We start from the raw sequence: 13925 nt of genomic DNA, 5'->3' as shown, positions 1-13925 counted from the left end.
GTGACACAACTCCTTTGGGAAATGTGGTTTGGCGATTACATTTTACCAGAGTTTGTCACATGTCTCATTTTTTTGCGTAAAAAATTGGTGTTGGTTGTATCCACCAACACCAAATATTATAGAGCCTCTTTTTTAAACATTTGTAGTAAAAGTCCTTCAATCAAAATCACAGAAATCCATTTACAGCTGTGCATCAAAATATTTTAATAATCCTTCATAAATGCCCATTGTGGCTTTTTCGCGGAACAGATCGGTGTCGATTGTCTTTTCTTCTCTCGGGTTGCTTAAATAGCCCAATTCTATCAGAACGGCATTTTGCTTATTTTCCCTCAATACCAGATAATTTCCTTTCTGAATCCCCCGATCCCGCAAATCCACTTGTTTCGTCAGTCCGTCATGGACATATTGGGCAAGGGATTCTTGATAGGAGTGGAAATAATAGGTTGTAAATCCTGATACCGTACGGTCTTCGGACGCATCATAATGGATGCTGACGAAAGCATCCGCTCCATGCTGATGGGCGAGGGAAACCCGTTTTTGCAGAGCGACATACACATCGGATTCCCGCGTTAAATAAACATTCGCGCCGGCTTGCTGCAATTTTGATTTTAAAAGTTCCGCGGTTTTTAAAGTGATTTCTTTTTCAATGGTATTTCGCAGCCCGGCCGTTCCCTGGTCGTTGCCGCCATGTCCGGGGTCGATCACAATGGTTACACCGTTTAATGTTCCTTTTTTCCGTTTCCCTTTCTTTTTCGGCGATTGGGATTGTCCGTCCGTTGAAACTACCCAGCTTGCAACAAAGCCCGCCGACTTGTCCGGAAGCTGGATTTTATACCAGTCCCCGTCTGTTCCAATCACCCGATATTGTTCACCGGCCCGGGCAATGGATAGTACGTTGGATGATGTGGAAGGTTCTTTACGTATATTTGTTCCATTGTAAATAATTGTGACGGTTTTTTTCTTTTTCTCTTCTTTATTCCGTTTGAACTCGAATGAGCCGTAAAAGCTGTAAATCCATCCTTTCTTGCCATGGTAATCAATTTGAATCCAATGATTGTGCCGGTCCAGAACTCGGTATTGTTCCCCTTTTTTCGCAATGCCCAGTTCTTTTGATTTTAAATTCGGCTTGTTCCGTACATTGACCGCATTAACCGCTATGGTAAAATAATTGGCATCATCCGATTCGGCCGATTCCAATTCTTTTCCTTCATCATCTTTCGATTCATCGGTTTTTGCTTCATTGATGGAAACATATTCTTTCGAAACCCATCCGGTTATTTGCTGGTGCCGGATTTGCACCCACTGGTCCCGTTCGTTTTGAACGGCTACTTGATCCCCTGAAAACAACTGGCCAAGGACGGGAGCATCAAGGGATGGTTCAAGCCGGATATTTAAGTGGTCAACTTGGACCACCGCGAATTTTTTGACATTTTCTTTATGTATTTTCTGTGTCAGCCAAGATGCGACCCATCCCTTTTTTCCATCCGTTTCCACATATAGCCAATCACCCTCGGCATCCAAAACTTTTAATTTATCGTTTTTTTGAAGGGTATCGAGTATGGAATAAGATAGGCCGGGTCCTTCCCTCAAATACAATTTTTCGGCATAGACGATCCGGGTTTCTTCATTGTCCGCCAAAACGAAGGGGGACAGATATGTATACAAGCAAGCGACAAGAAAGGATATGCCAAGAAATAGTAAAATTCTTCGCTTCATAAAACAACCAACTTTCACTTACTAAAAATGTTGAAATATCATATTTATTGTAAAATGGGATGGATGTATAAATCTATACTTTTTTGAAAATAGTTGACAACTTTTCGTTTCATAATTATGATTAGAATTAATGTGAAAATGTTGTCGAAAGCCTATGACCAAGAGAGTAGCAATTACCTGACGTCCAGAGAGGGAAAGACTTGGGCTGAAATCTTTCCTACTGAAGGTATTTGCGAAGAACACTTGCGAGGCGTTTTCCTGAAAACTTAGTAGGGAAAAACGGAAACGGCCGTTATCCGTATGAGTGGGCGTGTTTTTGCACGTCAACTAGGGTGGAACCGCGGAAGTAATATGCTTTCGTCCCTTGTGATGAGGGATGAGAGCATTTTTTTGTTCCAATCTTTGTTTGGAGGAAGGAGATCGAAATGGCTTTTAAAGTACCTAGAGGAACACAGGATATATTGCCGGATCAAACGCCGAAATGGCAAAAAATCGAGTCCGTTTTACGGGAATTGGCCCGCGTTTATCGATATAAAGAAATACGCACCCCTATTTTCGAACATACGGAATTGTTTCACCGAAGCGTAGGAGATACAACCGATATCGTTCAAAAAGAAATGTATACATTTGAAGACAGGGGCGGCCGTTCATTGACACTGCGCCCGGAAGGAACAGCTTCCACGGTTCGCGCCTATGTGGAACATAAAATGTATGGTGCTCCGGAACAGCCGGTGAAACTGTCATACATGGGGCCGATGTTCCGCTATGAGCGTCAGCAGGCAGGACGATACCGCCAGTTTGTACAATTTGGCGTTGAAGCCATCGGAAGCGCCGATCCGGCCATCGATGCGGAAATCATCTCATTTGCAATGGATATTTATCAAACATTGGGATTAAAAGATTTAAAATTGGTCATCAATTCTTTAGGGGACAAAGAAACGAGAGATGCCCACAGAACAGCGCTCATCAACCATTTCAAACCAAGCATCCATGAATTTTGCGATGACTGTAAAAACCGATTGGAAAAAAATCCATTGCGCATTTTGGACTGCAAAGTGGACCGGGAACATCCGCTCATGAAAACGGCGCCGAAATTGACGGATTATTTGACGCCGCCATCAAAAGAGTATTTTGATCAAGTGAAAAAGTATTTGGATGTATTGGGCATCGAATATGAAGTGGATCCGAACCTTGTGCGCGGACTGGATTATTATAACCATACGGCCTTTGAAATTATGAGCACTGCAGAAGGGTTTGGAGCCATCACGACCCTTTGCGGCGGCGGCAGATATAATGGTCTTGTCGAAGAAATCGGGGGACCGAATGTTCCTGGAGTCGGTTTTGCCTTATCCATTGAACGCTTGCTGTTGGCATTGGAAGCGGAAGGAGTGGAATTGGAGGTGGAAGACGGGCTTGATGTTTATGTCGTAGCCCTTGGTGACGAAGCCAAATTAAAAGCGGTTGAACTCATCAGCTCCTTCCGTTTAAAAGGCATTTCGGCAGATATGGATTATATGATGCGCAAAATGAAAGCGCAGATGAAATCTGCCGACCGTCTTCAGGCGAAATTTGTTGTGATTATAGGTGAAACGGAACTTGAAGAAGGCGCTGTCGTCGTGAGACATATGGAATCCGGGAATCAGGAAAAAGTTCAGATCAATGAAATCGTCAATTATTTGAAAGAACATTTACGATAAGAAGGACAGAATTGGAGGAAGAACAATGGCTCAAAGAACACATTATTGTGGAGAATTACGGGAAGAACATCATGGACAACAAGTTGTGTTGAAGGGCTGGGTACAGCGAAGAAGAGATTTGGGAAGCCTCATTTTCGTCGATGTACGCGACCGTACGGGAATTGTGCAAGTTGTTTTTGGCGATGAAGCTCCTGAAGCCCGTGAAATCGCAGATAAAATCAGAAACGAATATGTAGTGGAAATCGAAGGGAAAGTTGTGCTTCGGGATCCCAGCCAAGTAAACCCAAACATAAAAACAGGAAACATCGAAGTGGTAGCTTCCAACATTCACATCATCAACAAATCCAAAACGCCTCCTTTTGCCATTGAGGATTATGTCGATATCAATGAAGATGTGCGTTTGAAATACCGTTATTTGGACTTGAGACGTCCGGTCATGTACAACACAATGAAATTGCGTTCCGACGTGACCCGCACTATCCGGAACTTCTTGTTGAATGACGGTTTCCTGGAAGTGGAAACGCCGATTTTAACGAAATCCACTCCTGAAGGCGCCAGAGATTATTTGGTGCCATCCCGTTTACATGAAGGCGAATTTTATGCATTGCCGCAATCACCGCAATTGTTTAAACAGTTATTGATGGTTGCGGGATTTGAAAAGTATTTCCAAATCGCCCGCTGTTTCCGTGATGAAGACTTGAGGGCAGACCGTCAGCCGGAATTTACACAAGTGGATATTGAAACATCATTCATGTCCATGGATGAAATCATCGATATGACGGAGCGCATGCTTGCTGCTGTTATGAAAGAAGTAAAAGGCATTGAAGTGCAAACGCCGTTCCCTCGCATGACTTACCAGGAAGCCATGGACCGTTTCGGTTCCGATAAACCGGATGTCCGCTTCGGATTAGAATTAATCAACTTAACGGACATTGTCAAAGACTGCAATTTTAAAGTATTTACAAATGCGGTTGAAAAAGGCGGCGTTGTAAAAGCAATTAATGTAAAAGGCGCCAACGACAAATTTACCCGCAAAGACATCGATGCATTGACTGAATTTGTTGCGATTTACGGAGCAAAAGGACTGGCCTGGATTAAGGTGACGGAAGAAGGGTTTACAGGACCGATTGCTAAATTCTTTGAGGGGCAAATTGTTGAAGATATTAAAAATGCAACTGATGCTGAACCTGGAGACTTATTGCTGTTCGGTGCGGATGATGCTTCCATTGTAGCCGCTTTCCTTGGGGCATTGCGCAACAAACTCGGTAAAGAACTCGGTTTAATCGACGAATCCCAATTTGCATTCCTTTGGATTACCGATTGGCCGCTGCTTGAATGGGATGAAGACGAACAACGCTATAAAGCGGCCCACCATCCATTTACGCGCCCATTTGATGAAGACATTGAACTGATGGAAACGAATCCGGAAAAAGTGCGAGCACAAGCTTATGACATTGTTTTGAACGGCTATGAATTGGGCGGAGGTTCATTGCGTATTTACGAAAGGGATTTGCAAGAAAAAATGTTCAAGCTCCTCGGATTCACTCAGGAACAAGCGCAAGAACAATTCGGCTTCCTGCTTGAAGCTTTCGAGTATGGAGTGCCTCCTCACGGGGGAATTGCGATGGGTCTTGACCGCCTTGTAATGATTTTGGCGGGACGAAACAATTTAAGAGATACCATCGCGTTTCCGAAAACCGCTACGGCAAGCTGCTTGCTGACAGATGCGCCAAGCGAAGTTTCGCCTAAACAACTGAAAGAATTGCATATCAAAATCGATGTTTCTGAATAAGAGGAAAAGGAGCTTGGTGAAAGCTCCTTTTTCTTCCGGAATCATTTTTTTAAAATAATGTAAAAAATAAATCATCAAATAAACGATAGAAAAAACAAAATAATACCATTTTCCATTTCTTATTCATTGCAATATTCGGTATTCGGTGTTATCATAAAATCAAACGAATCCTGAAGTGTACGTGAATGCTAAGTTAACAGTTTTGACCGAACACCAATAAATAGGGAGCCCAAATCTTGGCTTGGCAAACATGCCCCATGAACGCCGACGAGGGGAAGTTTAAAGAGTCAGTGAGGGCACCCACCTGCGAGAGGAGCGGGTTCAAAACGATGTTAATGATGCACTACGGCACATTCGGGATTCGTCTCGTTTCGTGCTGAACTCCCCCAATGAATGGGGGAGTTTTATTATTTATAAAAAATAAATGGAAGCTGAAATATATACCCCGCTTTCATAAGTTGTGTTATAATTCCGATGTGAAAAATTAGAATGAAAGGCAGAAAGGTATGTTGCATCAATTTTCTAGAAATGAATTGGCTATTGGAAAAGAAGGATTAGATAAGTTAAAAAATACAACCGTTGCAATCCTGGGGATTGGTGGAGTCGGATCCTTTGCCGCGGAGGCATGCGCACGCAGCGGCATTGGGCGGATCATTTTAGTGGATAAAGATGTGGTGGACATCACCAATATTAACCGGCAATTGGTAGCTTATTTATCAACAATCGGCAGACCTAAAGCGGAGGTTATGAAGGAGCGCATTGCGGACATCAATCCGGAATGTGAAGTGATTCCATTACAAATGTTTTATAACGAAGAAACGTATGAAAAACTGTTTGAGTATAAAATTGATTATGTTATTGATGCTTCTGACACCATCAGTTATAAAATCCATTTAATTAAAGAGTGTTTGAAACGGAATATCCCAATTATCTCCAGTATGGGGGCCGCAAATAAAATGGATCCGACGAGATTCCGCATCGCAGATATTTCAAAAACCCATACGGATCCGATGGCAAAAGTAATACGCACAAAACTACGGAAAGAGGGGATCAAAAAAGGGGTCACTGTCGTGTTTTCTGATGAATCGCCTATTGTCGTAAGACAGGATGTTGTGCAAGAAGTAGGAAATCCTGACGCATCCATCCGGAAAGCGAAAATGCCCCCTTCTTCCAATGCTTTTTGTCCGTCTGTCTGCGGCCTGATCTGTGCGAGCTGGGTAATTAATTCGGTGTTAAAGGATATTCCAATCAAAAGAGTAAAACAATAATGTCTCCAAGGAATACCGGTGTTTTCGGTCGTGACCAGTCTTTTTCTGAAAAATTTTTATAATATACCCCCAAATTCCGAAAATTGCTAACATTGAAAACAAAAAAGCAGACTTAATGCAATTTTTTAACGATTTATTATTTTACTAAAAATTTTAAGAATTTTATTGCTATATTTAAAATAGGTCACGACCACAAACAAGGGGGTATTTTATGGCAAGAATTCAGGTGAATAATGACATCTTGAACTTGGTTCAGCTTCAGGAGGAATTGGATGGGATTTTGTTCGACTATATTGACACGTCACAAAAATGGGATAGCGCGTATAATGAGCTGAAGCAGCTATTGGAAGAATTGATCGCCTATTTTAAAAATTATCTTCGGAAAAATGATGGCAAATTGCCGGATAACGAAATGTACTGGTCTTTATTTATGGATATTACAAGCAGGATCATATATTTTAAAACATTTGCATACATGAATCTGCTGAATGATATAAATGAGGAACAAAAAGAAGCGATTAAACAAGCCCTTCATGATGCCGCCGGTTGTCTGCCAAACGTGCAAGGACGCAATATGGAATTTTTCCAGGAAATCAGCCAGACATATCATCAATTATTTCAGGAAAAAGACGATTTTGAAAAATATTATTATGACAAAAACAATAGTTTGCATGATTGTTTAGAATATTTTAATGAATATTGTGTTCAAAAAATATTAAATTAATAATTTGAGGAGAGGAATGTCCGATTTCTTCCGGTCCTCATGATCCGATTTCTGCATTCTGCAAAGTTTATAAAAAATTATCATCCAACATTTTGTTGGATGATAATTTTTTATAAACTTTGCAGAAATATTTGCCTTTATCAGACGTTATGGTTGTTCCTGTTTTTTAAGGATTTCAGCTTTTCATAAATATTTGCCATCCGCTTTTCTTCCCCTGCTATGACAGGCTGATAAAACTCCATATCTTGAAGATTGTCCGGCAGATATTGTTGGTTTACCCAGCCCCCAAAAGTGCCGATGGGGTAGTCGTGGGGATATTTGTAGCCGACATGCCCCAATGATTTGGCTCCCGCATAATGGGCATCCCGCAGGTGCATGGGAATTTCGCCGGTTTTTCCCTCATGAATCGCTTGAATGGCTCCATCAATGGCACTGATGGCGGAATTCGATTTTTCCGACAGGCACATCTCGATGACAGCATTGGCAAGAGGGATTCTTGCTTCGGGCAATCCGAGCACTTTTGCCGCCTCCGTTGCGGCATACACGTGGGCGCCGACTTTCGGGTTGGCCAGTCCTATATCTTCATAGGCCATCACCAATAGTCTCCTGCATACAGCGATTAAATCACCCGTTTCGAGCAAATTCGCCAAATAATACAAACTTGCGTTCACATCGCTGCCTCTTACGGATTTTTGCAATGCCGACAATAAATTATAAAAATGGGATCCCCCTTTGTCCCCATATACTCCAATCCGCTCGGACAATTGCGTGATTGTCCGGTCTTCCACTTTCACAATGCCGTCCATTTCGTCCGAAGCGTAAAAGACGGATTCCAATAGGTTCAGCGCTTTTCGCGCATCGCCGTTGGAAGCGATGGCAATGTTGTTCAACTGTTCTTCATTCATCTCGATATTATATTTCCCCAAGCCCCGTTCTTCATCTGTCAACGCCCTTTTTAACAATTGGGCCACTTCTTCCGGAGTCAACCGTTTTAATTGGAAAATTTCCCCGCAGCGGGAACGGATGGCCGGATTGACATCATGAAAAGGATTTTCTGTCGTGGCTCCGATTAAAATGATTGACCCGTTTTCCACATGGGGTAATAATGTATCTTGTTGAAGTTTATTAAATCTATGAATTTCGTCCAAAAACAATAACACTTTTCCACTGAGCCTTGCTTCTGATACAATTTGTTCAACATCCTTTTTTCCGGCAATGGTTGCGTTCAATGGAAAAAAGGGTAAATTGGCGCTTCCCGCTATGGCAAAAGCGATGGAAGTTTTCCCGGTTCCAGGTTCGCCATATAATATCATGGAAGGCACATAGCCGTTTTGAACCATTTTATATAAAGCGGTATCTTTGCCGACAATATGCTGTTGTCCGATGATTTCATCCAAATTTCTGGGGCGCATTCGATATGCCAATGGTTCGTTATTCATACGATTTCCCCCGATGAACTTTTATTATTTTTCATATAAAATTATAATAGCCCTTTTCCAAGTGGAATAAAAGGTGTTATGTTATACTTGATTAAGAATATCGGAAATAGAAATTTGAGGTGTATAGTATGAGAATTTCAACAAAAGGTAGATATGGTTTAACAATTATGATTGAATTGGCAAAGCATTACGGAGAAGGTCCGCTGCCATTGCGAAAGATTGCCGAAGAAAAAAATCTTTCCGAGGCATACTTGGAGCAATTGGTGTCTCCTTTGCGCATCGCCGGTTTGGTAAAGAGTGTCCGCGGCGCCTATGGAGGATACTTGCTTGCAATTCCCCCAAGCAAAATTTCTGCGGCTGATGTCATCCGTGTATTGGAAGGGCCGATCCAGCCGGTTGAAGGGATCGAAGACGAAGAGCCGCCTCAACAACAGCTTTGGCTTCGCATCCGCGACGCGGTAAAACAAGTGCTGGATACCACAACCATTGAAGATTTGGCAAATTATAACGATGACGTTGAATATGACGGTTATATGTTTTACATTTAATAAAGGAGTTTTTTTGGAATGCAGACCTTTTATTTAGATCACGCAGCAACTTCACCGGTACATCCGGAAGTGATTGAATGCATGTCGGATGCAATGGCCCGTGTGTACGGCAATCCATCAAGCATCCATACTGCCGGACGCTTTGCAAGAAAGGTGTTGGATGAAGCAAGAAAAGTTTTAGCGGATTCCATCGGAGCTAAAGATACGGAAATCATTTTGACAAGCGGCGGCACGGAAGCGGATAATACCGCCATTTTTGGCGTTGCGCGGGCTTTAAAATCCAAAGGAAAGCATATAATCACGACATCTGTTGAGCACCATGCGGTCCTGCATACATGCGAACAGCTTGAAAAAGAAGGGTATGAAGTCACGTACCTGCCGGTGGATGAAACCGGCCGCATAGCCGTTGAATCTGTCAAAAATGCGCTCAGGGATGATACGATTTTGGTCAGCATCATGTATGGCAATAACGAAGTAGGAACAATCCAACCTATCAAAGAAATCGGGGAACTCTTGAAAGACCATCCGGCCGTATTCCATACGGATGCAGTCCAGGCATATGGATTGGAAAAAATCGATGTCAATGAACTTCATGTTGATTTATTGAGCGTATCCAGCCATAAAATCAACGGCCCAAAAGGGATCGGATTTTTGTATCAACGGGAAAAAACGCCTTTATTTGCGACTTTCTATGGCGGTTCCCAAGAAAGAAAACGGCGGGCAGGAACGGAAAACGTGCACGCTGCCGTAGGGTTTGCAAAGGCTGTCGAAATCGCCCAACGGGAGATGGAAAAAAGACGGCAAACCTACCTCCGTTTCCGTGAAGCCTTTTTGGACGTTTTGAACCGGGAACAAATCGCTTATAAAGTCAACGGACATAAGGACCATTTCCTTAAACACATATTAAACATCAGCTTTCCCGGAATGGATGTCGAATCGTTCCTTGTCAATCTGGACATGGATGGCGTGTACGCTTCCAGCGGATCTGCCTGCACAGCCGGTTCCATCGATCCTTCCCACGTGCTGGTCGCAATGTATGGTAAAGGTGCTCCGGAGCTCAGAAATTCCATCCGATTCAGTTTTGGTCTTGGATTGGAAGAAGAAGATATTCGGCAAGCTGCAGAACGGACTGCAAAAATAGTCAAAAGAATGACGAATTTATAGTATAAGAAAAGGTGAAGTTCATGGCAGAAACAAAAGACCCATCACAAATTCGTGTCGTTGTCGGAATGAGCGGTGGGGTGGATTCATCGGTTGCTGCTTATCTTTTGAAACAGCAAGGTTACGATGTCATCGGCGTCTTCATGAAAAACTGGGACGATACCGATGAAAACGGCGTATGTACAGCAACGGAAGATTATGAAGATGTCATCAAAGTATGCAATCAAATTGGCATTCCTTATTATGCGGTCAATTTTGAAAAAGAATATTGGGATAAAGTATTTACTTACTTCCTGGAGGAATATAAAGCGGGACGCACGCCGAATCCGGATGTGATGTGCAACAAAGAAATCAAATTTAAGGCTTTCCTTGAACATGCAATGAAGCTTGGTGCCGATTATTTGGCGACAGGGCACTATGCCCGCGTGGAAGAGCGGGATGGTGAAGTGGTTTTATTGCGTGGCGTTGATCGAAATAAAGACCAGACCTATTTTTTGAATCAATTGAAGCAGGAGCAGCTGCAGAAAGTCATGTTCCCGATCGGCCATCTGGAAAAACCGGAAGTACGGAAAATCGCCGAAGAAGCGGGGCTTGCCACTGCGAAGAAAAAGGACTCTACCGGCATCTGCTTTATCGGTGAACGAAATTTCAAAGAGTTTTTAAGCCAATACTTGCCGGCTCAGCCGGGGAATATGGAAACCCTTGATGGAAAAGTCATGGGAAAACATGACGGTTTGATGTATTATACAATCGGACAAAGACATGGACTTGGAATCGGTGGAGCAGGGGAACCCTGGTTTGTTGTCGGAAAGGATTTGAAACGGAATGTGTTGTATGTAGCCCAAGGCTTCCATAATGAAGCGTTATATTCTACATCTTTAAAAGCCATTAATATGAGCTTTACATCCAACAAACCGAAACCAAAGAAATTCACATGCACGGCAAAATTCCGTTACCGGCAAGCAGACACACCGGTGGAAGTGGAGCTTTTGGACAATAATACCGCATACATTACCTTCAAGGAGCCTCAAAGAGCCATTACGCCCGGACAAGCCGTCGTTTTATATGATGGGGAAGTCTGCTTGGGCGGAGGAACAATTGACGAAGTATTTAAAAACGGAAAAAAATTAACATATGTGGGATAAATGGCGACTGGGCAGGTCGCCTCTTTTGATGTGAGGTGAAAAAGATGAACTACAACGAAGAAGGTATCAAAGCACTGCAGGAAAAACGATACGAAGATGCGGTGAAAGCATTTACGGAAGCGATCGAACAGAACCCGGAAGATCCGATCGGCTACATCAACTTCGGGAATGTCCTTGCGGCGATGAACGATATTGAACGGGCAGAACGCTTTTTCCAAAAAGCCATCACCCTCGACGAAAAAGCGGCAACAGCTTATTACGGTTTGGCGAACTTGTATTATAATTGCGAGCGCTTTATGGAAGCGGCCAAACTCTATCAGAAGGCAATCGAAAATGGAATTGAGGGTGCCGACTGCTATTACATGCTGGGCAAATGCTTTGAAAAGGAAAACCAGGTGAAACTTGCCCTTCCATATATGCAGCGGGCGGCCGAACTTGCTCCGGACGATTTGCAAATCCGCTTAAGCTTCGGCATTTTATTATGCAAATTGGAGATGTTCGATTTGGCAAAAAAAGAATTGGAATTCGTGCTCGGGCAGGATGAGAAAAATGCGGATGCCCACTATAATTTGGGGGTGTTGTATGCGGTTTCTTCCAAGGACGAAGAGCATACAGAGAAGGCGCTGCATCATCTGAAGCAAGCTTTCACCATCGAGCCCGGCTATGAGCAGGCAAAGTTCGTCCATGACATGGTGATGGAGCGTTTAAGAAACAAAGAATAGGAAAAGGATCCGGGATAAGTATTCCGTTAATGAAGCAAAGAATGGCTTAATCCAACAACATTTTGTCGGATTAAGCCTTTAATCATGCATGCATATTTGGAGTGGCACCCCCTGCTTTACCAACCGAATGGCTGTCACCGAATCCGCATCAATTTCATCATCGTAGTGCATGCCCATTAGTTTTGGATGAAGACTTTTCGGATAGTAATCCATTATTTGATGAATTGTTGCATGGGCGGCATTTTCGGCGAAACTTACATCCTGGAAGATGAATTCCGTTTTTTCGTCAATATAATCAAGCAGGTTGCTCCCTTTCAAATTTTTAATGTCGGAAGTAAATAAGAAATTACATCCCGTGTTTTGATCAAAAATTTTCAAAGCAAAGCTTTGCATTCCGATGGCATGCAAATGGGTCGTTTCAATCATTTGGATTCGGAAGGGCCCGATTGGTACAGGTTGTTCGTCCTCCACAGTAATCAGCCCGGCGTAGTCGCGAAGCGTCAAATTTTGATTATTTAGTCCAGGCATCAGGATGTTTTCGAGCATATTACGTTGTTTTTCATGGGTGATGATCTGGATTTTCTCTTTTGCCGGATGCCTGGACCAATACCTTTTCAATAACAGTTCTTCCAGTCCGCCAACATGGTCGAAGTGGAAATGTGTAATGATGACATAATGGATGGAACTTTCAGTAAAACCGGCGGATTTTAGACTGTAGCGCAATGTTGTCCCTGCATCAATAAGAAGTTTTTGATCGTTCAGTTCAACTAAAAAGTTATTATGGTAATAACGTTGAGTGAAGGCGCTGCCGACTCCCAACGGATAGACAATCATAAAAATCTCCCCCAAAAAATGATGATTTTTCAATCTGCATTCAAAATGGCCGTCTTGGGCGTTCCAAAAACAAAGCGGAGATTTCGGATTTTAGTTTGCCCATTGGGGGAAAAATAAACCCAACCTATGAATTGCAATATTGAACAACTTTCTGATATGGCAGATTGCCTCCAAAAATATCCAAAGCGCTGCCAATTGTCACGTGCAGTTTCCCGCCGGATAATGTTTTGAATCTTTCCAAATCCTCCAAGGAACGGATGCCGCCGGCGTAAGTGGTAGGAATGGTCGTCCATTTTGCCAAATCCTGAACCAGCTCTTCCTGCATGCCGCTTTTTTTTCCTTCGACATCCACCGCATGAATCAGAAACTCATCGCAATATTGTTCGAGAAAGGAGAGGTTCTCCCGATTGACTTCAAAGTCGCTGAATTTTGTCCATTTGTCTGTCACGACATACCATTTTCCGTCCCGTTTTCTGCAGCTTAAATCAAGGACGATATGTTCCTTTCCAATCGCCTCGACAAGCTTTTTCAATCGTTCCATATCCAATTTGCCATCGTGGAATATGTAAGAAGTCACAATCACATGGCTTGCACCCGCGTCAATCCATTTTTTCGCGTTGTCCGCCGTGATGCCCCCGCCGATTTGAAGTCCGCCGGGATATGCGGTTAAAGCAAGCTTGGCCTGTTCTTCATTGCTAGGGCCCAACATGATCACATGTCCGCCCGTTAAGCCATCCTGTTTAAACAGCTCGGCATAGTAGGAAGCATCTTTTTCTGAGATAAAGTTTTCAATCACGTTTTTTTGTCCCAAAGTGCTTCCGACGATTTGTTTCACTTTCCCCTCATGTAAATCGATGCACGGTCTGAATTCCATGATGT

Annotated in this window: 12 protein-coding genes, 1 other RNA gene and 1 other annotated feature; of the genes, 9 read left to right on the top strand and 4 right to left on the bottom strand. The window is 43.0% G+C overall.

Features of this window, described 5'->3' with window-relative positions:
• Nucleotides 1–180: 180 nt before the first annotated feature.
• Nucleotides 181–1716: an SH3 domain-containing protein gene (locus FKZ59_RS03895; protein ID WP_141601428.1), complete on the bottom strand. Its 1536-nt coding sequence runs from the start codon at nucleotides 1714–1716 to the stop codon at nucleotides 181–183.
• Nucleotides 1717–1861: 145 nt separating this feature from the next.
• Nucleotides 1862–2084 (top strand) — a binding site (T-box leader).
• A gap of 57 nt (nucleotides 2085–2141) precedes the next feature.
• Here FKZ59_RS03895 and hisS point away from each other — a divergent pair.
• The 5 genes from hisS (at nucleotide 2142) to FKZ59_RS03870 (ending at nucleotide 7197) form a co-directional block, all read left to right on the top strand.
• Complete coding sequence (gene hisS, locus FKZ59_RS03890; RefSeq protein WP_141601427.1) at nucleotides 2142–3413, top strand: histidine--tRNA ligase; 1272 nt, start codon at nucleotides 2142–2144, stop codon at nucleotides 3411–3413.
• Nucleotides 3414–3438: 25 nt separating this feature from the next.
• Nucleotides 3439–5205: an aspartate--tRNA ligase gene (aspS, locus tag FKZ59_RS03885; RefSeq protein WP_141601426.1), complete on the top strand. Its 1767-nt coding sequence runs from the start codon at nucleotides 3439–3441 to the stop codon at nucleotides 5203–5205.
• 164 nt (nucleotides 5206–5369) lie between these two features.
• Nucleotides 5370–5570, top strand: a non-coding RNA gene (gene ssrS, locus FKZ59_RS03880) — 6S RNA.
• 141 nt (nucleotides 5571–5711) lie between these two features.
• Entirely contained in the window at nucleotides 5712–6473 is a 762-nt protein-coding gene (locus FKZ59_RS03875; RefSeq protein WP_141601425.1) for a tRNA threonylcarbamoyladenosine dehydratase, read from the top strand.
• A 211-nt stretch (nucleotides 6474–6684) separates the two neighbouring features.
• Entirely contained in the window at nucleotides 6685–7197 is a 513-nt protein-coding gene (locus FKZ59_RS03870; protein ID WP_141601424.1) for a hypothetical protein, read from the top strand.
• Between the two features lie 140 nt (nucleotides 7198–7337).
• Here the strand turns inward: FKZ59_RS03870 and FKZ59_RS03865 are convergent, their stop codons facing one another.
• Nucleotides 7338–8636, bottom strand: a complete 1299-nt coding sequence (locus FKZ59_RS03865) for a replication-associated recombination protein A (RefSeq protein ID WP_141601423.1) — start codon at nucleotides 8634–8636, stop codon at nucleotides 7338–7340.
• Nucleotides 8637–8764: 128 nt separating this feature from the next.
• Between FKZ59_RS03865 and cymR the strand changes: the two genes are divergently transcribed.
• From cymR to FKZ59_RS03845, 4 genes are read left to right on the top strand one after another with little or no spacing between them, the layout of a single operon-like run.
• Complete coding sequence (gene cymR, locus FKZ59_RS03860) at nucleotides 8765–9184, top strand: cysteine metabolism transcriptional regulator CymR (RefSeq protein WP_141601422.1); 420 nt, start codon at nucleotides 8765–8767, stop codon at nucleotides 9182–9184.
• 18 nt (nucleotides 9185–9202) lie between these two features.
• A complete protein-coding gene (locus FKZ59_RS03855) occupies nucleotides 9203–10348 on the top strand; it encodes a cysteine desulfurase family protein (RefSeq protein ID WP_141601421.1) in 1146 nt (381 codons plus the stop codon).
• 20 nt (nucleotides 10349–10368) lie between these two features.
• Nucleotides 10369–11490 carry a tRNA 2-thiouridine(34) synthase MnmA gene (gene mnmA / locus FKZ59_RS03850; RefSeq protein ID WP_141601420.1) on the top strand — a complete coding sequence of 374 codons (1122 nt, stop codon included), beginning with the start codon at nucleotides 10369–10371 and terminating at the stop codon, nucleotides 11488–11490.
• A 44-nt stretch (nucleotides 11491–11534) separates the two neighbouring features.
• Nucleotides 11535–12212, top strand: a complete 678-nt coding sequence (locus FKZ59_RS03845; protein WP_141601419.1) for a tetratricopeptide repeat protein — start codon at nucleotides 11535–11537, stop codon at nucleotides 12210–12212.
• 78 nt (nucleotides 12213–12290) lie between these two features.
• Here the strand turns inward: FKZ59_RS03845 and FKZ59_RS03840 are convergent, their stop codons facing one another.
• Complete coding sequence (locus tag FKZ59_RS03840; protein WP_141601418.1) at nucleotides 12291–13046, bottom strand: MBL fold metallo-hydrolase; 756 nt, start codon at nucleotides 13044–13046, stop codon at nucleotides 12291–12293.
• 124 nt (nucleotides 13047–13170) lie between these two features.
• Nucleotides 13171–13920: a phosphoribosylformimino-5-aminoimidazole carboxamide ribotide isomerase gene (gene hisA / locus FKZ59_RS03835; RefSeq protein WP_141601417.1), complete on the bottom strand. Its 750-nt coding sequence runs from the start codon at nucleotides 13918–13920 to the stop codon at nucleotides 13171–13173.
• Nucleotides 13921–13925: the final 5 nt, after the last annotated feature.

Source organism: Ureibacillus terrenus (assembly GCF_006569205.1).
GTDB classification, from domain to species: Bacteria; Bacillota; Bacilli; order Bacillales_A; family Planococcaceae; genus Ureibacillus; species Ureibacillus terrenus.
Note: the sequence above shows the minus strand (reverse complement) of the source record. Positions and strands in the feature narration are given on the sequence as shown.